General features: G+C 65.8%; 23 protein-coding genes. 17 read left to right on the top strand and 6 right to left on the bottom strand.

Annotated features, from left to right (window positions below; all coding sequences use genetic code 11):
* Positions 1-7 precede the first annotated feature (7 nt).
* The gene (locus H7J93_RS13135; protein WP_267306705.1) at positions 8-1,540 is read right to left on the bottom strand and encodes a molybdopterin-dependent oxidoreductase; all 1,533 of its coding nucleotides are present in this window, start codon (positions 1,538-1,540) and stop codon (positions 8-10) included.
* 98 nt (positions 1,541-1,638) lie between these two features.
* On the opposite strand from H7J93_RS13135, the gene H7J93_RS13130 reads away from it, so the two are divergent.
* The 4 genes from H7J93_RS13130 to H7J93_RS13115 all read left to right on the top strand — a co-directional run bounded on the left by H7J93_RS13130 (position 1,639) and on the right by H7J93_RS13115 (position 6,724).
* Positions 1,639-2,406 (top strand): SDR family NAD(P)-dependent oxidoreductase, encoded by a 768-nt coding sequence (locus H7J93_RS13130; protein WP_267306704.1) that lies wholly within the window; start codon positions 1,639-1,641, stop codon positions 2,404-2,406.
* Positions 2,407-2,478: 72 nt separating this feature from the next.
* Entirely contained in the window at positions 2,479-4,215 is a 1,737-nt protein-coding gene (gene poxB / locus H7J93_RS13125; RefSeq protein WP_267306703.1) for a ubiquinone-dependent pyruvate dehydrogenase, read from the top strand.
* Positions 4,216-4,273: 58 nt separating this feature from the next.
* On the top strand, positions 4,274-5,632 hold the full coding sequence (locus H7J93_RS13120; protein ID WP_267306702.1) for a neutral zinc metallopeptidase: 1,359 nt from the start codon (positions 4,274-4,276) through the stop codon (positions 5,630-5,632).
* A gap of 24 nt (positions 5,633-5,656) precedes the next feature.
* Positions 5,657-6,724: a phosphotransferase family protein gene (locus H7J93_RS13115; RefSeq protein ID WP_267306701.1), complete on the top strand. Its 1,068-nt coding sequence runs from the start codon at positions 5,657-5,659 to the stop codon at positions 6,722-6,724.
* A 10-nt stretch (positions 6,725-6,734) separates the two neighbouring features.
* Here H7J93_RS13115 and H7J93_RS13110 read toward each other — a convergent pair whose 3' ends face one another.
* Positions 6,735-7,499 carry a sulfite exporter TauE/SafE family protein gene (locus H7J93_RS13110; protein WP_267306700.1) on the bottom strand — a complete coding sequence of 255 codons (765 nt, stop codon included), beginning with the start codon at positions 7,497-7,499 and terminating at the stop codon, positions 6,735-6,737.
* Positions 7,500-7,715: 216 nt separating this feature from the next.
* On the opposite strand from H7J93_RS13110, the gene H7J93_RS13105 reads away from it, so the two are divergent.
* A complete protein-coding gene (locus H7J93_RS13105) occupies positions 7,716-8,234 on the top strand; it encodes a 2-isopropylmalate synthase (RefSeq protein WP_267306699.1) in 519 nt (172 codons plus the stop codon).
* Position 8,235: 1 nt separating this feature from the next.
* On the opposite strand, the gene H7J93_RS13100 is transcribed toward H7J93_RS13105, so the two are convergent.
* Entirely contained in the window at positions 8,236-9,720 is a 1,485-nt protein-coding gene (locus H7J93_RS13100) for a cytochrome P450 (protein WP_267306698.1), read from the bottom strand.
* A gap of 118 nt (positions 9,721-9,838) precedes the next feature.
* On the opposite strand from H7J93_RS13100, the gene H7J93_RS13095 reads away from it, so the two are divergent.
* Both H7J93_RS13095 and H7J93_RS13090 read left to right on the top strand, forming a co-directional pair.
* Complete coding sequence (locus H7J93_RS13095; RefSeq protein WP_267306697.1) at positions 9,839-10,474, top strand: TetR/AcrR family transcriptional regulator; 636 nt, start codon at positions 9,839-9,841, stop codon at positions 10,472-10,474.
* Between the two features lie 10 nt (positions 10,475-10,484).
* Positions 10,485-11,342, top strand: a complete 858-nt coding sequence (locus H7J93_RS13090) for an SDR family oxidoreductase (protein WP_267306696.1) — start codon at positions 10,485-10,487, stop codon at positions 11,340-11,342.
* Positions 11,343-11,358: 16 nt separating this feature from the next.
* Here the strand turns inward: H7J93_RS13090 and H7J93_RS13085 are convergent, their stop codons facing one another.
* Both H7J93_RS13085 and H7J93_RS13080 read right to left on the bottom strand, forming a co-directional pair.
* Positions 11,359-12,411: a DNA polymerase IV gene (locus H7J93_RS13085; RefSeq protein ID WP_267306997.1), complete on the bottom strand. Its 1,053-nt coding sequence runs from the start codon at positions 12,409-12,411 to the stop codon at positions 11,359-11,361.
* A 5-nt stretch (positions 12,412-12,416) separates the two neighbouring features.
* The gene (locus H7J93_RS13080) at positions 12,417-13,013 is read right to left on the bottom strand and encodes a TetR/AcrR family transcriptional regulator (RefSeq protein WP_267306695.1); all 597 of its coding nucleotides are present in this window, start codon (positions 13,011-13,013) and stop codon (positions 12,417-12,419) included.
* Positions 13,014-13,101: 88 nt separating this feature from the next.
* On the opposite strand from H7J93_RS13080, the gene H7J93_RS13075 reads away from it, so the two are divergent.
* From H7J93_RS13075 to H7J93_RS13030, 10 genes are all read left to right on the top strand, one after another.
* Positions 13,102-13,644 carry an NADPH-dependent FMN reductase gene (locus tag H7J93_RS13075; RefSeq protein WP_267306694.1) on the top strand — a complete coding sequence of 181 codons (543 nt, stop codon included), beginning with the start codon at positions 13,102-13,104 and terminating at the stop codon, positions 13,642-13,644.
* A gap of 478 nt (positions 13,645-14,122) precedes the next feature.
* The gene (locus tag H7J93_RS13070; RefSeq protein ID WP_267306693.1) at positions 14,123-14,371 is read left to right on the top strand and encodes a redoxin NrdH; all 249 of its coding nucleotides are present in this window, start codon (positions 14,123-14,125) and stop codon (positions 14,369-14,371) included.
* 30 nt (positions 14,372-14,401) lie between these two features.
* A complete protein-coding gene (gene nrdI / locus H7J93_RS13065; RefSeq protein ID WP_267306692.1) occupies positions 14,402-14,848 on the top strand; it encodes a class Ib ribonucleoside-diphosphate reductase assembly flavoprotein NrdI in 447 nt (148 codons plus the stop codon).
* Positions 14,849-14,865: 17 nt separating this feature from the next.
* Positions 14,866-16,983 carry a class 1b ribonucleoside-diphosphate reductase subunit alpha gene (gene nrdE, locus H7J93_RS13060; protein WP_267306996.1) on the top strand — a complete coding sequence of 706 codons (2,118 nt, stop codon included), beginning with the start codon at positions 14,866-14,868 and terminating at the stop codon, positions 16,981-16,983.
* Between the two features lie 413 nt (positions 16,984-17,396).
* The gene (locus H7J93_RS13055; RefSeq protein WP_267306691.1) at positions 17,397-17,981 is read left to right on the top strand and encodes an MTB12 C-terminal domain-containing protein; all 585 of its coding nucleotides are present in this window, start codon (positions 17,397-17,399) and stop codon (positions 17,979-17,981) included.
* A 7-nt stretch (positions 17,982-17,988) separates the two neighbouring features.
* Complete coding sequence (locus H7J93_RS13050) at positions 17,989-18,681, top strand: ABC transporter ATP-binding protein (protein ID WP_267306690.1); 693 nt, start codon at positions 17,989-17,991, stop codon at positions 18,679-18,681.
* A complete protein-coding gene (locus H7J93_RS13045) occupies positions 18,678-19,463 on the top strand; it encodes an ABC transporter permease (protein WP_267306689.1) in 786 nt (261 codons plus the stop codon). The genes H7J93_RS13050 and H7J93_RS13045 overlap by 4 nt, the downstream gene beginning before the upstream one ends.
* Positions 19,460-20,263: a class I SAM-dependent methyltransferase gene (locus H7J93_RS13040; protein ID WP_267306688.1), complete on the top strand. Its 804-nt coding sequence runs from the start codon at positions 19,460-19,462 to the stop codon at positions 20,261-20,263. The genes H7J93_RS13045 and H7J93_RS13040 overlap by 4 nt, the downstream gene beginning before the upstream one ends.
* Positions 20,264-20,275: 12 nt before the next feature.
* Entirely contained in the window at positions 20,276-20,950 is a 675-nt protein-coding gene (locus H7J93_RS13035) for a helix-turn-helix transcriptional regulator (RefSeq protein ID WP_267306687.1), read from the top strand.
* A 25-nt stretch (positions 20,951-20,975) separates the two neighbouring features.
* Positions 20,976-21,317 (top strand): cupin domain-containing protein, encoded by a 342-nt coding sequence (locus H7J93_RS13030; RefSeq protein WP_267306686.1) that lies wholly within the window; start codon positions 20,976-20,978, stop codon positions 21,315-21,317.
* A 20-nt stretch (positions 21,318-21,337) separates the two neighbouring features.
* On the opposite strand, the gene H7J93_RS13025 is transcribed toward H7J93_RS13030, so the two are convergent.
* On the bottom strand, positions 21,338-21,631 hold the full coding sequence (locus tag H7J93_RS13025) for a hypothetical protein (RefSeq protein ID WP_267306685.1): 294 nt from the start codon (positions 21,629-21,631) through the stop codon (positions 21,338-21,340).
* Positions 21,632-21,729: the final 98 nt, after the last annotated feature.

The raw sequence follows: 21,729 nt of genomic DNA, 5'->3' as shown, positions 1-21,729 counted from the left end.
GCCGCGATTACTTGACCGCGAACGACACGGTGTGCCAGCCCGTTGCACCGTCGGGGACCGGGTCGGCGATGTCACCCGTCTGGACCGCACCGGTGTTGTCGATCGCTCGCACCGCGATGGTGTGCAGACCCGGGTCGGTGGTCTGCCACCGGAAGCTCCACAGCCGCCACGTGTCATTGGCGTAGTTCGCGCCGAGGTCGGCCTGCTGCCAGTCGCCGTCATCGATGCGCACCTCGACGGCACGCACACCGCGGTTCTGAGCCCATGCCACGCCACCGAACGTGACCGCGCCCTGGGGCACGTCCTGACCGCTGCGGGGCACGTCGATGCGGGATTGCGTCTTGATGGGTCCGTGCGCGGACCAGCCCAGCGGCGTCCAATACCCCTGGGCGCGGTCGAACCGGGTGAGCTCGAGGTCGACGACCCACTTGGTGGCCGACACGTAGCCGTAGAGGCCGGGCACGACCAGGCGCGCGGGGTAGCCGTGTGCGGTGGGCAGCGGCTGGCCGTTCATGCCGACCGCGAGGAGGGAATCGCGGTCGTCGGTGAGGGCCTCGACGGGGCTGCCTGCGGTGAACCCGTCGATCGACATCGACAGAACCATGTCCGCGTCGGGGTGAATGCCCGCTTCCGCCAACAGATCCCGCACGCGGTATCCCGTCCACGCGGCATTGCCGATGAGGTCTCCGCCGACGGGATTGGACACACACGTCAACGTCACCAGCTTTTCGACGACCTCGAACTTCTCCAGATCCTCGAAGCGGTAGGTGATCTCGCGGTCGACCATGCCGTGGATCCTCAGCTGCCAGTCCGCGCGGCTCAGCTGCGGCACCGCCAGCGCGGTGTCGATCCGGTAGAACTCGTCGTTGGGTGTGACGAACGACGGCAGCGTCACACCCTGCGGTTGGACGGCCGACGGGACGGGTGGTGCGGCCACGTCGATCTTCGGCAGCGCAAAAGCGTTTCGATCGCCGGAGACCGAGGTCGTCAGCCGTGACAGCACGGCGCCCCCGACACCCGCGAGCGCACCCGCCCCGAGAAACCCGAGCGTGATGAGCGACAGTCGCCTGCCGCGGTCCGGGGCGTCCGTCCCCGGGTCGCTCTCCGGCTCGTCGGTGAACCGGCCCGATGTGAGCAGCCGAAGTACCGCGACACCACAGATCGTGCCGACCACCGTTGGCACGATGTCCGCTACATCCGCTCCCGCCCGGGACAGCACGGCCGCGCAGCCCGCGACCCCGGCGAGCACGATCGCGGCGCTGCCCACGGGCATGCGACGCGTCTCGTACTGGGCTGTCACCGCGGCGATGGCCGCGATCACCGCCACCACCAGCACCGACAACACCAGCTTGTCCGCCATGCCGAACGTCTGGATGGCCCATTCCTTGACCGGGCCGGGCGTGAGGTCGATGACGGTCGATCCGACCGCGGTGCGCGCGTCGGCCTCCGGCCCGAACAGGACGGCGAGCAATTGGGTCACGCCGAGCGCGACCGCCGCCGCCGCGATACCTGCCATCGCCTTGGCGCCGCGCGCGGTCATGACGCCAAGCTACCCACGCACCGACCCGAAAGGCTTACCGAAAAATGACATCGGATAAGTTGCTTTACGGTTTGGGCACTTTTTGGAAAGGAAGCCACATGGAGATCGAGGGCAAGAACGCCATCATCGTGGGCGGGGCGTCGGGCTTCGGCAAGGCCACGGCGGAGCTGCTGGCAAAGCGCGGCGCCAACGTCGCGGTGCTGGACCGGCCGCAATCGAAGGGCAAGGAAGTCGCTGACGCCATCGGCGGCTCGTTCTTCGAGGTCGATGTCACCGACTTCGAGGGCACCGAGAAGGTGCTGCAGCAGGCTATCGACAAGCTGGGCAGCCTGCACATCATCGTCACGACGGCCGGTGGCGGCGCCGCCGAGCGCACCGTCAAGAAGGACGGCCCGCACAGCCTGGACACGTTCCGCAAGTGCGTCGACCTCAACCTGATCGGCACCTTCAACATCAGCCGGCTGGCCGGCTGGCAGATGAGCAAGCAGGACCTGGTCGACGACGAGCGGGAAGAGCGCGGCGTCATCATCAACACGGCCTCGATCGCCGCGTTCGAGGGCCAGATCGGGCAGGTCGCCTACACGGCGTCCAAGGCCGCGATCGCGGGGATGTGCCTCACGATGGCCCGCGATATGGGCAGCTTGGGCATCCGCGCGCTGGCGATCGCGCCGAGCCTGTTCGCCACCGGTCTGACCGAGGGCATCCCCGACGAGTTCGCCAAGGCGCTGACCAAGGACGCCGCGTTCCCGAAGCGGCTGGGCAAGCCGGAGGAGTACGCGAAGCTGGTCGCCGCGATCGTCGAGAACCCGATGCTCAACGGCCAGTGCCTGCGGCTCGACGCGGGCCAGCGCTTCGCCCCCAAGTAGTTAGTGGCGATTTCGGCGTGTTCAGTCACGCTGGGCGAGACTGAACACGCCGAAATCGCATAGGGTGGCCGGGTGGCGACCGTCGCCGATCACGTCATTGACGCTCTGAAGGTCAGCGGGGTGCGCCGCGTCTACGGCCTACCCGGCGACAGCCTCAACGGCTTCACCGACGCGATCCGCCGCAGCGGCGAAATCTCTTGGGAGCATGTCCGTCACGAGGAGACCGCCGGCTTCGCGGCCGCGGCCGATGCGGCGCTCGCCGGCGGCCTGGCCGTCTGCGCAGGCAGTTGTGGGCCCGGCAATCTGCACCTGATCAACGGGCTGTTCGACGCGCACCGCAGCCGCGTTCCGGTGCTCGCGATCGCCGCGCACATCCCGCGCACCGAAATCGGTTCGGAGTACTTCCAGGAGACCCACCCGCAGGACCTGTTCCGCGAGTGCAGCGTCTACCGCGAACTCGTCAGCACCGCCGAGATGGCGCCGCGCATCCTCGAAATGGCGATGCGCGCGGCCGTCGAGGAGAACGGCGTCGCGGTCGTCGTCATCCCCGGCGAGATCTTTCTCGAACGCGCCGGCGCCTCCGCGTGGAACGCGCGCCCCGTCCTACCGTCGCGGTCGGTGGTGCGACCCGACGACGAGTCACTGCGGCAGGCCGCCGCGATTCTCAACGACGCCCAGGCGGTGACGATCCTTGGCGGTGCCGGGGTGGCCGGCTCGCACGACGCCTTGGTGAGCCTGGCGGCGACGTTGCACGCGCCGATCGTGCATGCGTTGCGTGGCAAGGAGTTCATCGAATACGACAACCCGTACGACGTCGGCATGACCGGACTGCTCGGCTTCGCCTCGGGCTACAAGGCGATCAAGGAATGCGACGCGCTGCTGATGCTGGGCACCGACTTCCCGTACCAGCAGTTCTTTCCGGACGACGCCAAGGTCATCCAGGTCGACATCCGCGGCCGAAACCTCGGCCGCCGTACACCCGTCGACCTCGGTCTCGTGGGCACCGTCAAGGACACGCTGGCGGCGCTGGCGCCACTGTTGCGGCAGAAGACCCAGCGCGATCACCTCGATCGGTCCCTGCGTCACTACGCCAAGACCCGCAAACGCCTGGACGAACTCGCGGTCAACGATCGCGATCGGACGCCGATCCGGCCCGAATACGTTGCCGGCCTTGCCAATCGGTTGGCGGCCGACGACGCGGTGTTCACCGCCGACGTGGGCTCGCCGGTGGTGTGGGCGGCGCGGTACCTCACGATGAACGGCAGGCGCCGGCTCATCGGGTCGTTCAACCACGGCACGATGGCGTGCGCGCTGCCACTGGCGATCGGCGCGCAAACCGCCTACCGCGACCGCCAGGTCGTCGCGCTCGCCGGCGACGGCGGGCTGACGATGATGTTCGGTGAGCTCGTGACGCTGATCCAGAACCGGCTGCCGGTCAAGCTGATCGTCTTCAACAACTCCTCGTTGAACTTCGTCGAATTGGAGATGAAGGCCGCGGGCATCGTCAACTTCGGCACCGATCTGGTCAACCCCGACTTTGCCGCTGTCGCGCAGGCAATGGGAATCTTCGGCCGACGGGTCGAGCAACCGGCCGATCTGGAACCCGCACTGGCCGACGCATTCGCCCACGACGGGCCCGCTCTCGTCGACGTGGTGACGGCCCGCCAGGAGCTGTCGATTCCTCCGGCGATCACCGCTGAGCAGGCGAAAGGCTTCTCGCTCTATGCCATCCGCACGATCCTCGCCGGGCGGGCCGATGAGCTGCTCGACCTGGTGACGACGAACGTCGCACGACGAATTCTGGACTGACCCGAACCGGCTGTGCACTTACCGCAAAATTTCTGATCTTGGCCGCTAATGTTCGCGCATGCGCACATGGGTGGCCGCGGTGGCGGCCGTCGTCCTGCTCGTGGCCGGCTGCGGAGGTGGCGCCAAATCGCAGTCGTCGGCACAGGGCGAGAAGAAGGATGGGGCGCCGGACACCAGCACCGTCAAGATCGACGGTGACGCGTCGGCACCGGTCAACAAGGTCGCGATTCAGGCGATCGCCGACCTCGAGAAGTATTGGGGCGAGCAGTTCCCGAAGCTGTACGACAAGGAATTCGAGCAGATCGCCGGCGGCTACTACGCCGTCACCGAAGAGAGCCCCGCCCCGCCGTGTACCACCGAGGCCGCGGAGGTGGCCGGTAACGCGTTCTACTGCTCGACAGAAGACGTCGTGGCGTGGGACGCCCAGGGACTGCTGCCCGACTTACAGGACAAGTACGGCGAATTCGTCATTGCGGTCGTGATGGCGCACGAATGGGGCCACGCCGTTCAGGCGCGGTCGAACTTCACCGCACGCACCGTCACCAGCGAACTGCAAGCCGACTGCTTCGCAGGCGCGTGGTCGCGACACGCTCACGACGACAACGTGTTCGACGTCAACGCCGCCAATCTCGACAGCGCCCTCGCGGGTGTCCTCGACCTACGTGACACCCCCGGCACGGCCAAGATCGACCCGAACGCCCACGGCAGCGGGTTCGACCGGGTCAGCGCATTCCAGGACGGTTTCGACAACGGGTTGGACAAGTGCAAGGACTACCGCGACGACGAGCCGATGGTGCTCGAACTGCCCTTCAACGACAGCGAGGACGAATCGCGCGGAGGAGACGCTCCTTACGACTCCATCGTCAACGGTGTGCCGTATGACATCGAGGACTACTTCACACAGGTCTACCCGGAACTCTCGCACGGTAAGGAGTGGCCGCCGCTGCGATCCATCGAGCCCTTCGATCCCGCCAACCCGCCGATGTGCGGCGACCAATCGGCCGAGGGGTACTCGCTGTTCTATTGCGTGCCAGAGGATTACGTGGCGTGGGACAACGTCGACGCGATGCCGCAGGTGTACCGGCAGGGCGGCGATTATGCGGTCGCCACACTGCTGGCCACCCAGTGGGGATTGGCGGCGTTGACGAGGCTGGGCGACGAGTCCGACGAGAAGACGTCGACGTTGCGCGGTGACTGCCTCGCTGGCGGCTATACGGCGAGCGTGATCCTCTACAACCGTCCCGAAACCAGCACCTTCCACATCTCGCCCGGTGACCTCGACGAGGGCATCAAGGCGCTGCTGGTGTTCCGCGGCGACGGCGACGTCGAACGCCAGGGTGCCGGCTGGGCCAGGGTCAAGGCGTTCCGCCAGGGTGTGATCGACGGCGCCGTATCGTGCCTGAACTATCAGGCGTAGCACGTGACCTGACAATATGTCTGCATGCCCGATGACGCGCAGCAGCTGCCGACACTGAGCGACGAGGACCAGGCCACCCTGCAACGATGGGTACAACAGCAGGGGCTCGGCTCGACCGTCACCGACGTCGAACCGCTCACCGGCGGGACCCAGAACATCGTGGTGCGCCTGCACATCGACGGTCGTCCGATGGTGCTGCGTCGTCCGCCCCTTCATCCGCGGCCGACGAGCGACAAGACGATGCTCCGCGAGATCGCGGCGCTGCGCACGCTCGCGGGTACGGACGTCCCGCATCCCGGCTTCATCGCCGGCTGCGAAGACCCCAGCGTGCTCGGTGTCGTGTTCTACCTGATGGAGGAGATCGACGGCTTCAACCCCGGCGCCGAGGTGTCCGAGGCGTATGTCCGCGACGAGACGTTGCGGCACGACGTCGGCCTGTCGTACGCCGCGAGCCTGGCACGGTTGGGTAATGCCGAATGGCGGGGCAAGCCGCTCGAAGAGCTGAGACGGCCGGGGTCCTTTGTGGAGCGCCAGGTTCCGCAGTTTCTCCGGCTGCTGGAGAGCTACCGCCACGAGCAGTACGACCCCGAATCGCTCGCGGTCGCCGACCTCGCCGACTGGCTGCAGGCCAACCTTCCACCGGAGGGCGAGCCCGGCATCATGCACGGCGACCCGCACATGAGCAACGTGCTGCTGCGACGGGACAAGCCGGAGTTGGCGGCGTTCGTGGACTGGGAGATGTCCACCGTCGGAGACCCGCTGCTGGACATGGGCTGGATGTTGATCACCTGGCCGCTGAACACCAGCCTGATCACGGCCGGCGGTGCGCTGGCCGCGTACGGCGGGCTGGCCAGCAGACGGGAACTGCTCGAGGCCTACCTGAACGCCGGCGGGCGCGAGACGCCGCACCTGGACTGGTACATGGCGATGGCGTGTTTCAAGCTCGGCGTCGTCATCGAGGGCACCTGGTCGCGGTATCTGATGGGCAAGGCGAGCCGGGACGCGGGGGAGGCGCTGCACGCCAGCGCGCAGAACCTGATCGATGTGGGCACCCGGGTCGTCAAGGGCGACAACCCGTTCGACCTCACCTGAGCCTCGCCGCCTAACCGTAGGCGTCGACGCCGAGTTTGACGGCCAACGCCAGTCCCGCCGCCCCGATCGCGAGTCGCATCGGCTTGGCGGGTGCGTGACGCACGACGATGGGGCCCAGCCGGGATCCCACCAGGCAGCCCAGTCCGAGGGGGATCACCGCCGACCACTGCACCGGTGCCAGCACGACGAATATGACCGCTGCCACCACATTGGCGATCCCGAGGACGACGTTCTTGCCCGCGTTCGCATGGGCCAGCGTCGGCCCACCCGTACGCAGCAATACCGCGATCAGCAGCACCCCGGCAGCGGCACCGAAATAGCCGCCGTAGATACAGATTCCGAAGATCGCGACCCACTCCAGCAGCAGCGTCATCGCGTGCCTGCGATGGGTCGCAACCGTCACCTCCTTGCGGGGGCGGGTGGGGATGACGATGGCCACCGAGGCGAATCCGAGGAGCAGGGGCACGACCTTCTCGAAACCCTCGGCAGGTAGCGACAACAGCAGGACCGCGCCCACCAGGCCGCCGAGCACCGCGGCCGGCGCGACACGTTTCAGCCATGCACCCTGGCCTTTGAGCTCGGGACGCGAGCCCAGTACCGACCCGATTCCGTTGAACACCACGGCGACGGTGTTGGTCACGTTGGCCGTCACCGGCGGGAGGCCGACCATCAGCAGTGCGGGGTAGGTGGCCACCGACGCCAAGCCCGCGATACTGCCGGTGAGGCCACCGAGCACCCCTGCCGCGGCGAGAAAGGCCGCATCCCACCACGTCATCGCGCGCACACGTTACGCGGCGGGCGGCGGTGCGTCGCGCTGAGGAAGACGCCGGTAAAAACCGTTTGCGCGGCGCGTTCTCCGGGGTCTAACATCGCGGACGTGCCGAGGCGACTCGTAGTAGCAACCCGCAGCGGGGTCTGATCCTGACCGACCCCTCGCTGTGGGTCGTCGCTACTTCGTCGGTCATTTCCTCTGAACTGAGAAGACCGGCACATGACATTCGAACCCGCAACCAGTGCAGGCCCGACACCGGGGCCATCGTCGTTCGCGTCGTTCGCGACCTACCTGGACGGACCGGTGCCCCGCGGTCTGCGCGAGGAGGCCGCCGCCATGTCGTTCGACACCTTCCTCGATCGGTTCGCACCCACCACGGGTCCGCTGCGACTGGGGCAGTGGGCCTGCACCGACGCTGACCGGCCTGCCACCCGGCTGGGTCCGCAGCCTCGCACCTTCCAGGCCACGCTGGCCCTGGGTGACCGCATCAGCACCGCATCGGCCAAGGCGTCAGGGCCCGTCGCGGCTCTGACGGAGATGCTCTACGAGCACGGGATCGCGGTCGAGATGACCGCATTCCACCAGTTGCCCGCCGGCGAGAACACCGCCACGTTCATCTGCGGCTCCGACGGCGGGCATTCCGAATGGGCGATGGGCCTGGCCGACGACCCGGCACAGTCGGCATTGCGCGCCGTGATCGCATGCGCCAACCGACTGCTGACGACCGCGAACCGGTAAATCAGCGCAAGGGACGCAGCACGATCGGCATGCCGTCCATCGGGACGGGCATGCCGCCGTAGTCGTAGCGCGCTTCGTACCCGGGCCGCGGCAGCTCAAGACGGTACCGGCGCAGCAGACGATGCATGATCGTCTTGACCTCGAGCTGGCCGAACACCATGCCGATGCACTTGTGCGCGCCGCCGCCGAACGGGCTGAACGCGTAGCGGTGCTTCTTGTGCTCGTTGCGGGGTTCGGTGAAGCGGTCCGGGTCGAACTTGTAGGGATCGGGATAGATCTCCTCGAGGCGGTGGTTCATCCCCGGATACGCAATCACGTTGGTGCCCTTGGGCAGGTAGTAGCCGAGCAGTTCGGTGTCGCGGACCGTCTGCCGCATCGCCCACTGCACGGGTGTCACCAGCCGGATCGACTCGTTCATCACCAAATCGAGCGACTCGAGCTTCTCCAGCGAGTCGATGTCCACGGGCCCGTCACCGAGGCGGTCGGACTCGTCGCGGCAGCGTTCCTGCCATTCCGGGTTGGCGGCCAGGTAGTACGACATCGTCGTCGCCGTGGACGTCGACGTGTCATGCGCCGCCATCATCAGGAAGATCATGTGGTTGACGATGTCCTCGTCGGAGAACTTGTTGCCGTCCTCGTCCTCGGTCTCGCACAGCACGGTCAGCAGGTCGTTTCCTTCTTTGCCGCGGCGCTCCTTGACCCGTGCCTCGAAGTAACCCTCGAGGTATTCGCGCGCCTTCAGGCCACGCCACCAGGTGAACGGCGGCACGCCCGTGCGGATGATGGCGTTGCCCGCCCTCGTGGTGATGGTGAAGGCCCGGTTCACCTTGGTGACCAGTTCCTTGTCGGTGCCGGGCTCGTGACCCATGAACACCATCGAGGCGATGTCGAGGGTGAGTTCCTTCATCGCGGGGTACAGCAGGAAGCGCGGGTCGTTGGCGACCCAGTCGCTCGCGATGACCTGCGAGACCACGGTGTCGACCTGCTCGGTGTAGCCGGCGAGGCGGGTCCGGACGAACGCCTCCTGCATGATCCGCCGGTGGAACATGTGCTCGTCGAAATCGAGCAGCATCAGGCCGCGCTTGAAGAACGGTCCGATGGCAGGTACCCAGCCCTGCTGCGAGAAGTCCTTGTTGCGGTTCGAGTAAATCGCCTGTGCGGCATCGGGTCCCAGCGCCGCCACCGACGGGATGATCGGCGAATCCATCAGGAACAGCGGGCCGTGCTTGCGATACAGGTGCAGGAAGAAGTCCGGGCCACCGCGGAACATCTCGACCATGTGCCCGACGATCGGCAAACCGAGATCGCCCATGACGGGCTTGAGATCGCTGCCCGTCGGCGGTTCCGCCCATGCGCGCTGTGGCCAGTCGTGGGCCAGCAGTCGCTTCTCCAGCAGGCCCATCCCCGGCAGGGTGAGCAGAGGCGACGTCGTAACACGCCGCCTGGCCTGGTCGAGAACGTAATCTTTGGTGCTGATCGTCGGCATCAACGCTCCTGAATCAGAAAAGACTGTGGCCGTTGTCACTCTCATCCCCATCCTGGATGGCAGACTTGACGCATGTCAAGTTTGGTGCAGCCGTGTCACGGTGCGAAGGTCTACTCCCATGACTGCTGAGTCCGCACCCACCGAACTCCGCCGCAGCAGAGGCGACCGGCAACGCGATGCGATCGTGACCGCAGTGCGGGAGCTCCTTCAGGAGCGCTCCTTCGCCGATCTGTCCGTCAGCACCATCAGTGAGCGCGCCGGCGTTGCCAGGTCGGGCTTCTACTTCTACTTCGACTCGAAGTACGCGGTGCTGGCGGTGATCCTCGCCGACGCCGGGGACCTTCTCGACAGCCTGACGCACCACTTCGCGTCCCGGGAGCCGGGGGAGACGCCCGAGGCTTTCGTCAAGCGGATGGTCGGCAGCGCCGCAGCGGTGTACGCGAACGACGATCCGGTGCTGCGGGCCTGTGCGGTGGCGCGCAACACGGACGCCCAGATCCGCGAGATGATGGACGACTTCTACGACGGCATCATCGAGAAGCTGATCATGCTGCTCGAGCAGGATGCCGAGTTGCAGCCGATCTCCGACGACCTGCCCGCGCTGGTGCGCACGATGGCGGCGGTCACCACCATGACGCTGACGCACGACAGCACGTTCGTCGGCCGTGACCAGGAGTACGCCCGCGCCGTCGATATCGTCGAGAAGCTGTGGCTGAACGCGATGTGGCGCGGTCCCGCCAAGACGGATAGGTAGTCTCGGCCCCATGGCGGGCGATTTCGCAGGCAAGCGTTGTCTTCTCACCGGAGCCGCCAGCGGTATCGGCCGCGCGACCGCGCTGAGGCTCGCGGCCGAAGGCGCCGAGCTCTTTCTCACCGACCGCGACGCCGACGGCCTGGAGACGACCGTCGCCGACGCCCACGCGCTGGGTGGGATTGTTCGCGTGCACCGCGCCTTCGACATCTCGGACTACGACGCGGTCGCCGCGTTCGCCGACGACATTCACGCCGACTATCCGGCGATGGATGTGGTGATGAACATCGCCGGCGTCTCGGCGTGGGGCACCGTCTCGACTCTCACCCACCAGCACTGGAAGTCGATGATCGACATCAACCTGATGGGTCCGATCCACATCATCGAGTCATTCATTCCGCCCATGGTCGCCGCACGCAACGGCGGGCACCTGGTCAACGTGTCCTCGGCCGCAGGAATCGTGGCCTTGCCGTGGCACGCGGCCTACAGCGCCAGCAAGTACGGGCTGCGCGGTCTCTCCGAGGTGTTGCGGTTCGATCTGGCGCGCCACCGCATCGGAGTGTCGGTCGTGGTGCCGGGCGCGGTGAAGACGCCGCTGGTGCAGACGGTGCAGATCGCGGGTGTGGACCGTGAGGACCCGCGGGTGCAGAAGTGGACCGACCGATTCGGCGGTCACGCGGTGTCACCCGAACATGCCGCCGACCGCATCCTGAAAGGCGTGCGCCGCAACCGGTTTCTGATCTACACATCACCCGACATCCGAGCGCTCTACCTCTTCAAGCGGACCATGTGGTGGCCCTACAGCGTGGCGATGCGTCAGGTCAACGTGCTCTTCACACGCGCGTTGCGGCCGAAACCCCGAACCTCGTAGAACCTACTCGTAGAACCTAGTAGCCACCCACGGGCGGGGCGAGCTCCAACCGCACACCGAGAAGCCGCACGGGGCGGTCGAGTTCGAACTGGTGCAGCAGGTCCAGCGCGGTCTCGACGATCGTGTGCTCGTCGTTGCCCGCCGACGGCAGCTTGCGGATCTTGGTGCGGGTGAAGAAGGTCTTGGTACGGACGGTCACCGCTACCCGCGTGGTGACACGGCCCTGACCGGCGATCTCGGCGAGTGTCTGTTTGGCGAGTTCGGTGACGGCCGAATCGATTTCGGCGGGGTCGGTCAGGTCGCTGGGGAACGTGATGACATGGCTGCGTGACCGCGGAACCCAAGGTTCGGCGCTGACGTTGGTATCGCCGCCGCCCTTGGCAAGCAACAGAATCCACAGGCCGGTGGTCGGGCCGAACGTCGACGTCAGGACTTGCGCGTCGGTGGAGGCGAGATCGGCCACCGTTGTGATACCCATGCCGGCAAGCTTTTTCGCCGTTTTCGGGCCGACGCCCCACAGTGCGTCGACGTCGCGGTCGCCCATCACGGTCATCCAGTTGTCTTCGGTGAGGGCGAAGATGCCCGCCGGCTTGCCGAACCCGGTCGCCACCTTGGCCCGCTGCTTGTTATCGCTGATACCGACCGAGCAGGACAGGCCAGTCTCAGTGGCCACCACGTCACGGATCTGTTCGGCCAGCTGGAACGGGTCGACCGAATCACCCTGTGGGACACCGACATAGGCTTCATCCCAACCCCACACCTCGACTGGATGACCGAAGTCGCGCAGCAGGCCCATTACCTCTTCGGATGCCTCGTCGTAGGCGTCGGTGTCCAGCGGCAGAAATGTCGCATCGGGACACTTGCGCGCCGCGGTGCGAAGCGGCATCCCAGCATGCACACCGAACGCCCTCGCCGGATACGACGCGCAGGTCACGACCTTCCGCGGCTCGGTCGGATCACCGTTGCCGCCGACGATGACGGGCAATCCGGCGAGGGCGGGGTTGCGCCGCACCTCGACCGCGGCCTGGAACTGATCGAGGTCAACGTGCAACACCCACCGAATGTTCATCGCGCTCAAGTGCCGCAGAGCTTGCGCGCCAGCGTTTCCCACGCGTCGCCGAGGGTCTTCAGCGTCTGGCCACGCTCGGTGAGTTGGTGGTGCACGTAGTCGGGATCGAGCAGCGCGAGCAACGCGGTGGCCTGGGCGTCGAGGTCGCCGGTGGTGCCCGCTTCCTCCAGCAGCACGGTGACGTGGCGCTGGTGCAGGGTGGCCGGGGCGTTGAACCGCATCTGTGGGTCGCGGTTGGCATCCGAGAGCAGCGCTCGATGAGCCTTGACGAACTCCAACCGGGCGTGGCCGTAGGCGATCAGCCGGTCCAGCGGGGGCGCACCGGGGCCCAGTGGCGGTGGGCCGAAGAGGAAGGCCTGTTGTTGCACCTTCTCGTCCTCGTCGAGCAGCACGATCATCAGCCCCGCCCGGCTGCCGAACCGGCGGAACAGGGTGCCCTTCCCGACGCCTGCGGCCGCGGCGATGTCGTCGGTGGTCACCGCGTCGGCGCCGCGTTCGGCGATCAGGCGGCGTGCAGCCTCGAGCAGTAACGTTCTGTTGCGAGCCGCGTCCCCCCGCTCTTGTGGCGCTTCATCCGAGATCGGCAGTGCGCGCGCAGGCATGTCACCACTTTAATTCAGCCGGGATGAATTCGGACCGGGGTCCGGTTTAACAGTGCGAGGATGTGTGCGACAAACGAAAGGGATATAGATGTCGGACGTCAAGGTGCTGGTGCTGGTCGGCAGTCTGCGTAGCGCGTCGATCAATCGTCAGCTCGCCGAGTTGGCCGTCGAAACCGCTCCGGACGGTGTGCAGCTCGAGTTGTTCGACCGGCTGGGGGAGTTGCCGTTCTACAACGAGGACATCGACAACGAAGACGTCGCTGAGCCCGTCGTGGCCCTGCGGGAAGTTGCCGCCGGTGCCGACGCGGCCCTGGTGATCACCCCCGAATACAACGGCAGCATTCCGGGTGTGTTGAAGAACGCGATCGACTGGCTGTCACGGCCCTACGGCAACGGCGCGCTGAAGGGTAAGCCGCTGGCGGTGGTCGGTGCTGCGCTCGGCCAGTACGGCGGCGTGTGGGCCCACGACGAGACCCGCAAGTCGTTCGGCATCGCGGGACCGCGGGTGGTCGAGGACCTGAGTCTGTCCGTGCAGTCGACGGTGTTCGACGGCAAGCACCCGCGCGACAACGCCGAAGTCGCCGCACAGCTGCGCGACATCGTGGGCAAGCTCGCCGCCGAAGTCAGCTGAGTTCGCCCTCGAGGGATCGGGCCGGGGGTGTGCCGCCGGTCCGATCTGGCGTTCGTGACCCCCGAGAGGCTTTGCTGTTATGTCACTGTGACGGTTGGGGCGCGCCTGCTTGTCGGTGGCCGGTGGTAAACCTGGCCCTGACGTGCGACACGGGCAACCTGTGATGTGCGACACGCCGGAGAGTTGAGGTGTCCGATGCTCACGACCAGGGAATTTCAAAAATGTTATTCAGAACATCTGGTATCCCTTCGCAATGTCGGACACTAGGTGTAGTGTTTCGAACACCGACAGACCCCCACGGTTTCCAAGCTTCAAAGGGTCGGCCGGAGTCCTGAAATCCACCGGTGTCGAGCCTTCGACTCCACGGACGACGGCTCCGGACGACAGGAATTTTGAGGGCCTCCGGGCCGCTGAATTTCAGCGACACGCAGTAAATGATCAGTTGCCAGTCTCAGGTCGCAGAGGAGCCGTACCGAAGATGAGTCACACACCGGTCACCGTGTACACCAAGCCGGCATGCGTGCAGTGCAACGCCACCTACAAGGCGCTGGACAAGCAGGGCATCGCCTACGAGAAGGTTGACATCAGCCTGGACTCCGAGGCGCGTGACTACGTCATGGCGCTGGGTTACCTGCAGGCTCCGGTCGTGGTGGCAGGCAGCGATCACTGGTCCGGCTTCCGGCCTGACCGCATCAAGGCACTCGGAGCGGTCGCGGTCACGGCCTAAGGGGTATTCAGACAGCAGAGAGGAGAAACGATGAGCAATCTCGTCTACTTCTCCAGCGTGTCGGAAAACACCCACCGCTTCGTCGAGAAGCTGGGTCTGCCCGCTACCCGGATCCCGCTGCACGGTCGCATCGAGGTCGACGAGCCCTACGTGCTGGTGCTGCCCACCTATGGTGGCGGGCACGCCAACGGACCCGATCCCGACCGAGGGGGCTATGTCCCCAAGCAGGTGATCGCCTTCCTCAACAACGAACACAATCGGTCGTTGATCCGCGGCGTCATCGCCGCGGGCAACACCAACTTCGGCGCCGAGTTCGGCTACGCGGGAGTCGTCGTCTCGCGCAAGTGCGGCGTCCCATTCCTCTACCGCTTCGAACTGATGGGCACGACCGACGACGTCCTCGCCGTCCAGGCCGGCCTCAACGACTTCTGGAAGGACCAGACGTGTCACCAACCGTCACAGCTGCAGAGCCTGTAGCCGCCGGCGCGCACGCGCTGCCGGGAGAGACCGATTACCACGCGCTCAACGCGATGCTGAATCTGTACGACGCCGAGGGCAAGATTCAGTTCGACAAAGACCGCGAGGCGGCTCATCAGTACTTCCTGCAGCATGTGAACCAGAACACGGTGTTCTTCCACAATCAGGACGAGAAGCTCGACTACCTGATCAAGGAGAACTACTACGAGCGTGAGGTGCTTGACCAGTACAGCCGCAACTTCGTCAAGTCGCTGCTGGATCGCGCCTACGCCAAGAAGTTTCGGTTTCCGACGTTCGTCGGCGCGTTCAAGTACTACACCAGCTACACGCTGAAGACCTTCGACGGCAAGCGCTACTTGGAGCGCTTCGAAGACCGCGTCGTGATGGTCGCGCTGACGCTGGCCGCGGGGGACACCTTGTTGGCCGAGAAGCTGGTCGACGAGATCATCGACGGCCGGTTCCAGCCGGCGACCCCCACGTTCCTGAACTCGGGCAAGAAGCAGCGCGGCGAGCCCGTGTCCTGCTTCCTGCTGCGCATCGAGGACAACATGGAGTCCATCGGGCGTTCCATCAACTCGGCGCTGCAGCTGTCCAAGCGCGGTGGCGGGGTTGCGTTGCTGCTGACCAACATTCGTGAGCACGGCGCGCCGATCAAGAACATCGAGAACCAGAGCTCGGGTGTCATTCCCATCATGAAGCTGCTGGAGGACTCGTTCTCCTACGCCAACCAGCTCGGTGCCCGGCAGGGTGCGGGTGCGGTGTACCTGCACGCCCACCATCCCGACATCTACCGCTTCCTGGATACCAAGCGGGAGAACGCCGACGAGAAGATCCGGATCAAGACTCTGTCGCTCGGCGTCGTGATCCCGGACATCACGTTCGAGCTCGCCAAGAAGAACGAGGACATGTACCTGTTCTCACCGTACGACGTCGAGCGCGTCTACGGGCAGCCGTTCGCCGACATCTCCGTCACCGAGAAGTACTACGAGATGGTTGATGACGCGCGGATCCGCAAGACGAAGATCAAGGCGCGCGAGTTCTTCCAGACGCTGGCCGAGCTGCAGTTCGAGTCCGGTTATCCGTACATCATGTTCGAGGACACGGTGAATCGGGCCAACCCGATCGACGGCAAGATAACGCACTCGAATCTGTGCTCGGAGATCCTGCAGGTCTCGACGCCGTCGGAGTTCAACGACGACTTGTCCTACAAGAAGGTGGGCAAGGACATCTCGTGCAACCTGGGTTCACTGAACATCGCCAAGGCGATGGACTCGCCGGATTTCGCGCAGACCGTCGAGGTCGCCATCCGCGCGCTGACCGCGGTGAGCGATCAGACGCACATCACGTCGGTGCCGTCGATCGAACAGGGCAACAACGACTCTCACGCGATCGGCCTCGGCCAGATGAATCTGCACGGCTACCTGGCGCGGGAGCGGATATTCTACGGCTCCGAAGAGGGTGTCGACTTCACCAACATCTACTTCTACACGGTGCTCTATCACGCGCTGCGGGCGTCGAATCGCATTGCGATCGAACGAGGTACGGCGTTCAAGGGCTTTGAGAAGTCGAAGTACGCCACGGGCGAGTTCTTCGACAAGTACACCGACCAGGTGTGGGAGCCCAAGACCGACCGGGTGAAGGAGTTGTTCGCGAAGGCCGACATTCGTATTCCGACACAAGAGGATTGGGTGCGGCTGAAGGAGTCGGTGCAACAGCACGGCATCTACAACCAGAACCTTCAGGCGGTGCCGCCGACGGGGTCGATCAGCTACATCAACCACTCGACCAGTTCGATCCACCCGATCGCGTCGAAGGTCGAGATCCGCAAGGAAGGCAAGATCGGCCGCGTCTACTACCCGGCTCCGTACATGACCAACGACAACCTGGAGTACTTCCAGGACGCCTACGAGATCGGCTACGAGAAGGTCATCGACACCTACGCCGCGGCCACCCAGCACGTGGACCAGGGCCTGAGTCTGACGCTGTTCTTCAAGGACACCGCAACCACTCGCGACGTCAACAAGGCGCAGATCTACGCGTGGCGCAAGGGAATCAAGACGCTGTACTACATCCGGCTACGTCAGATGGCGCTGGAGGGGACAGAGGTCGAGGGCTGCGTCTCCTGCATGTTGTAGGCCCACGAGCGGTGGTGGGCAGGCGGGCTGCGCAATGGCTCAGGGCCATCGACTCGAACTGCGTGCGCTCCTAGACTCGGTTCATGGCTGATCAAAAGCAGAGCTATGACCCGAAGAAGGGCGGCAAGTTCGAGCCGACCACCAAGGCCAAGCCTGCCCCGACCGCCCAGCCGGGCGGCAACAAGAAGAAGTAGCGACCCGGCCGCAAGGCCGAGTCCGATCAGGCGGGCGGATACTCCAACACCGCATCGCCGGGGACAAGTCTGTGAATTAATCCCCAGGCGCCGACGTCTTTCGCTACTCGAGCCGCGTCACCACGTAGGTTAGCCAACACAACTGAAGGTAAGGCTTGCCTGATCTCGCCTGCCCATCTACATTAACCGGAAACATTTCCTCTAAATAGGAGCCGGTTGATGTCGACGCGCAGGGCATTCGCAGCGGGAATGGTGGTCGCCGCCGCCACAGCGCTGATCGGTGTCACCCCGTCCGCGCACGCCGAACCCGGCGTCCCGACAGACCCTGGCGTGCAGGCCGACTCGGGGGTGCTGGCCGAGCCCGGCGCGCAGGCCGAATCCAGCGTGCAGGTCAACTACGGTGGCCCACTCGACCCCGCCACCATCGAGAACTTCGCGATCACGTCCGAGGTTCCCTCGCTCGCCGAACTCGATGCACAGATCCGGCTGCTCGTCGGTACTCCGGCGCCCGACGCGGTCAAGGCCGCGCAGCTGGAGGGCGGCAATCGCGCGGTGATCGCACCGAAGATGGTCTATCGCATCGGGTTCTTCCGTCCACCGCGTGGTTCGAGCCTGGTGACCGGTCCCGAGACGCACGAGCCCGACCGCCACACCGCCGTCATCAACGCCAGCAGGCAGGGCGCCCCCACCATCCAGATCCCGGCCGAGTGGCGGCGAATCGACGGTCGATGGAAGGTGGCGAGCAAGTCGCTCTGCAACGGCATCAAGACGCTCGGGTTGCCCATACCGTGCAATTTTCAGTGATTGCGTCGTGATCGAAACTACTAAGCTGACAAAGTCATTCGGTCGCAATCGTGCGGTCGACAACGTGACCGCTGAGTTCCCGGCGGGCTCCGTCACCGCTCTGCTGGGCCTCAACGGCGCTGGCAAGACCACCCTTCTGCGTCTGATCGCGGGCCTCGACCACCCCGACGCCGGCACGGTCACCGTGTGCGGTCACCAGACGGCGAGTGACCCGAAACTGCTCGGCGTCCACCTCGGTCCCGACGCGATGAATCCGGGGCATACCGTGCGCAGGCACCTGTCGTGGTTGGCCGCGCTCGCCGGGGTTGACAGGGCGCGCGTCGACGCGGTGCTCGATGAGGCCGGCATGCTCGAACAGGGGTCCGTGCGCATCGGGCGGCTGTCGTTGGGTGCGCGGCAGCGGCTGGCCATCGCGGGGGCGCTGCTGGGTGAGCCGCGAGCGCTGCTCTTCGACGAACCGCTCAATGGTCTCGATGTTCCGGGCATCGTGTGGTTCAGAACGCTTCTGCGCCGGCTGGCCGCCGAGGGCGCCACGGTGGTGATCGCCACTCATCTCCTCGGCGAGGTGACCTTGTCCGCCGATCGAATCGCGTTGCTGGTCAACGGGCGGCTGGAGACCGTCGGCCCCTTGGAGCAACTGATCCCCGTGGGTGAGGACACCCGCGAATGGCTCGAGACCACGTTGTTGGAGTGCGCATGAGTACCGCGGGCGCGCTGGTCGTGCGCAGCCTGCGTGCCGAGCAGATTCGCACCGGCGGACGCAGCCGGCTGTGGACGGTCGTCATGCCCGCCGCGGCCGCGGTACCGATGGCCATCACGTTCGGGATCGCTGCGGTGGCCGAGGCGTTCGCGCGCATCCCGGGACAGCTCTCGGTGCTGCAGGTGTCCACCTCGAACGCCGCCTACTGGGTCATCACCATCACCGTTGTTCTGGTCGCGGTCGCGGCCGCGGACGGGCAGGCCTCCGAAAGCCGCTATCGCGCAGGGGAGTACGTCCGGATCGCGTTATCGCGGCCGTGGCCGGCGCTGGTCGGGCGGTGGTTGTTCTACGGTGCCGTGGGTGCGGGAGTCGCCGCTGTCACGATGGTCGTGGTGCTCGCACTGCTACCGGTCATTTCGCCGCTGGTGTACGGGCCGGTGTCGGTCACCGATCCGGTCGCCCGCCGACTGCTCTGGACGGTTGTCGTGCTCGCCTTCTTCGCCGCCGGTGCCGGTGTCGGCGTCGGCGCGATCATCCGGTCGCCCCTCGGCGCCGTCGGGGCAATCCTGCTGTGGGCGTACGTCGTCGAGTCGGCCGCCGGATACCTGCCCAGCGGGGCGTCGCTGCAACGATTCATGCCCCTGCTCAACGCGGTGTATGCGACGGGACAAGACACCGTACTCATCCCGCCATGGGGCAAAGACGCCGCACTGCTCTACACGTGCGCACTGTTCAGTGTGATATTCATGGTCGCCGCAGCCGAAAGGACGATACGAAAATGACAGGCAGAGAAGCTCTTCCGCTGGCTGAACGCTCCGACGCAGACCTACCCGGACACTGGCTGCTGGCCCGCCTGGGCAAGCGGGTGCTGCGTCCCGGTGGCCTCGAGCTGACGTCCCGGATGCTCGCCGCCGCAGGCGTCAGCGGTTCCGACGTCGTGGAACTGGGCCCCGGTCTGGGCCGCACGGCTCGCGACATCGTCGCACTCCGGCCGCGGTCATACGTCGGTGTCGACGACACCGCGGCGGCGACCGAGTCCGTGCGCCAGGTCGTCGCGCCTGTCGAGGGCAAAGTGGTGGTCGCCGACGCCGCGGCGACCGGGCTTCCCGACGACAGCGCCGACGTCGTCATCGGCGAAGCCATGCTGACGATGCAGGGCGACAAGGCCAAACGAGCGATCATTTCCGAGGCGTTCCGTGTCCTGCGCCCCGGCGGCCGCTACGCCATCCACGAGCTGGGTCTGAAGCCCGACTCGATACCGCAGGAGACCAAGGACGAGATCCGCCGCGATCTTGCGAGATCGATCAAGGTCAACGCCCGGCCACTGACCGCCGCCGAGTGGGTTGAATTGCTCAAGGACGCCGGGTTTGTGGACATCAAGGTGGATTACGCACCGATGGCGCTGCTCAATCCGGCCCGCGTTCTCGCTGACGAAGGGCCGCTGGGCGCCCTGCGGATCGTCGGCAATCTGGTTGTTCGCGGTGCCGCGCGGGCACGGGTGATCGGCATGCGGCGGACCTTCCACAAGTATCGACGCTCGCTCACGGCGGTTTCGGCAGTCGGTGTCGTGCCGGCTTCGTGACAAACTCAGGGAATGCCTGTGCAGCGCCACGACCCAGGCTCGCCGCCGGAGCGGGCGGCCGGTCAGCAGCGGCAGAAGGTGCTCGGCCTGCTGCAGAACGCGACCGGCCCGGTCGACGCCCAGCGCGTCGCCGACGAACTGCAGATACACATCACCACGGCCCGATTCCACCTCACGACGCTCGAGGATCAGGGCTACATCCGGCGCGGTGGCGGGGCGAAAGTCGCACGCGCGGGGCGGCCCCGGCTGACCTACGAACTGGCCCCGAGGCTGGACTACGCGGATATCGTGTCGCTATTCGCCGCCCATCTGGGAGGGACGGCCGAGGAACGGGAACTCCGGGCGCTGCGCATCGGAGCCGATCTGGCCCACCGGGTTCACCTGGCCAGGAAGCGAGACGAATCGACGATCGCCGACCTTGTGGTGGCGACGCTGACCGAACTCGGATTCCAGGTGCGCTCGGTGCTGAATTCGTTCGGCGAAGTGACGGTCCAGCTGTGCACATGCCCACTTGCCGAAGTGGCGGCGACCGCGCCCGAAGTGGTCAGAGGTATTCAGCAGGGCATGATCCAAGAGGTCGTAGACCTCAACGCCGATGCGCTCGGCGCCATGTATCGCGTTGCCGTGACACCGGATCCGCGGGCCGGCTCCTGCGAAGTCGGATTGATACTCAGCCCCAAAAAGTAAACCAAGCAACGTGGAGGTGGGACCGGTGAACACGGTCGAAGCACTGTCACTGTCAACCGTCGGTGACGAACAGATCGCCGCTGCCACGGCGGCGACCGCAGGCCGCTCCGCGAAGAGCATCTTCGGCGGAAGCGGCCACACGCTACGTCAGACCGTCCTCGCACTGGCCAGCGGCCACGGCCTCGACGATCACGAAAGTCCGGGCGAGGCAACACTATTGGTGCTGCGCGGTCGTATTCGCCTCGGCACCGCAACGTCCACAGTAGAGGGCGCAACGGGCGACTATCTCGTGATTCCCGAGGAACGCCACAACGTTGCGGCGCTGGAGGATTCGGTCCTCCTGCTCACCGTCGTCCCGCGGTCCTGACGGCTCACGTCACGGCGTCATCAACTCGGCTGAATCGGCCCTTCGTGCCGTCTGGTGAACTCCTCGGCGGGAACAGGCCACTGATCCCCGTGCTCACCCCGCACCACCCAGTCGCCTGCGGATGCGGTCACGCGTCCTTCCAGCGTTCCGACGACCTCGCCGTCGCGCGCGGGCCGCGCTGTAACTGTGCCGTGGCGACGCCAGTACGGGCCCTCGACATGTTCGTAACGGGCGCGGAAGATGTCGTCGCGAACCGACCATCGGTCCCCGTTGGTGACGTCCTCGACGTCCCAGTCGCCTGCGTTGGCCTGCATGGTTTGGCCGTCGCGGCTTTTCCAGGTCCATGCTTCGGCTCGCTGTTCAGCGATAACTGTGCCGGTTCGACGAAACTGTCGCCACCGGTCGCAATTCG

It is taken from the genome of Mycobacterium barrassiae (assembly GCF_025822765.1).
Taxonomy (GTDB): Bacteria; Actinomycetota; Actinomycetes; order Mycobacteriales; family Mycobacteriaceae; genus Mycobacterium; species Mycobacterium barrassiae.
This window is presented reverse-complemented; position numbering and strand designations above follow the sequence as displayed.

What these genes read in the sequence shown, in the direction of transcription:
- H7J93_RS13135 (WP_267306705.1), bottom strand. Translation starts at nt 1,540, where the DNA reads ATGACCGCGCGCGGCGCCAAGGCGATGGCAGGTATCGCGGCGGCGGCG.
- H7J93_RS13130 (WP_267306704.1), top strand. Translation starts at nt 1,639, where the DNA reads ATGGAGATCGAGGGCAAGAACGCCATCATCGTGGGCGGGGCGTCGGGC.
- H7J93_RS13120 (WP_267306702.1), top strand. Translation starts at nt 4,274, where the DNA reads ATGCGCACATGGGTGGCCGCGGTGGCGGCCGTCGTCCTGCTCGTGGCC.
- H7J93_RS13115 (WP_267306701.1), top strand. Translation starts at nt 5,657, where the DNA reads ATGCCCGATGACGCGCAGCAGCTGCCGACACTGAGCGACGAGGACCAG.
- H7J93_RS13110 (WP_267306700.1), bottom strand. Translation starts at nt 7,499, where the DNA reads ATGACGTGGTGGGATGCGGCCTTTCTCGCCGCGGCAGGGGTGCTCGGT.
- H7J93_RS13105 (WP_267306699.1), top strand. Translation starts at nt 7,716, where the DNA reads ATGACATTCGAACCCGCAACCAGTGCAGGCCCGACACCGGGGCCATCG.
- H7J93_RS13100 (WP_267306698.1), bottom strand. Translation starts at nt 9,720, where the DNA reads ATGCCGACGATCAGCACCAAAGATTACGTTCTCGACCAGGCCAGGCGG.
- H7J93_RS13095 (WP_267306697.1), top strand. Translation starts at nt 9,839, where the DNA reads ATGACTGCTGAGTCCGCACCCACCGAACTCCGCCGCAGCAGAGGCGAC.
- H7J93_RS13090 (WP_267306696.1), top strand. Translation starts at nt 10,485, where the DNA reads ATGGCGGGCGATTTCGCAGGCAAGCGTTGTCTTCTCACCGGAGCCGCC.
- H7J93_RS13085 (WP_267306997.1), bottom strand. Translation starts at nt 12,411, where the DNA reads ATGAACATTCGGTGGGTGTTGCACGTTGACCTCGATCAGTTCCAGGCC.
- H7J93_RS13080 (WP_267306695.1), bottom strand. Translation starts at nt 13,013, where the DNA reads ATGCCTGCGCGCGCACTGCCGATCTCGGATGAAGCGCCACAAGAGCGG.
- H7J93_RS13075 (WP_267306694.1), top strand. Translation starts at nt 13,102, where the DNA reads ATGTCGGACGTCAAGGTGCTGGTGCTGGTCGGCAGTCTGCGTAGCGCG.
- H7J93_RS13070 (WP_267306693.1), top strand. Translation starts at nt 14,123, where the DNA reads ATGAGTCACACACCGGTCACCGTGTACACCAAGCCGGCATGCGTGCAG.
- nrdI (WP_267306692.1), top strand. Translation starts at nt 14,402, where the DNA reads ATGAGCAATCTCGTCTACTTCTCCAGCGTGTCGGAAAACACCCACCGC.
- H7J93_RS13055 (WP_267306691.1), top strand. Translation starts at nt 17,397, where the DNA reads ATGTCGACGCGCAGGGCATTCGCAGCGGGAATGGTGGTCGCCGCCGCC.
- H7J93_RS13045 (WP_267306689.1), top strand. Translation starts at nt 18,678, where the DNA reads ATGAGTACCGCGGGCGCGCTGGTCGTGCGCAGCCTGCGTGCCGAGCAG.
- H7J93_RS13040 (WP_267306688.1), top strand. Translation starts at nt 19,460, where the DNA reads ATGACAGGCAGAGAAGCTCTTCCGCTGGCTGAACGCTCCGACGCAGAC.
- H7J93_RS13035 (WP_267306687.1), top strand. Translation starts at nt 20,276, where the DNA reads ATGCCTGTGCAGCGCCACGACCCAGGCTCGCCGCCGGAGCGGGCGGCC.
- H7J93_RS13025 (WP_267306685.1), bottom strand. Translation starts at nt 21,631, where the DNA reads ATGCAGGCCAACGCAGGCGACTGGGACGTCGAGGACGTCACCAACGGG.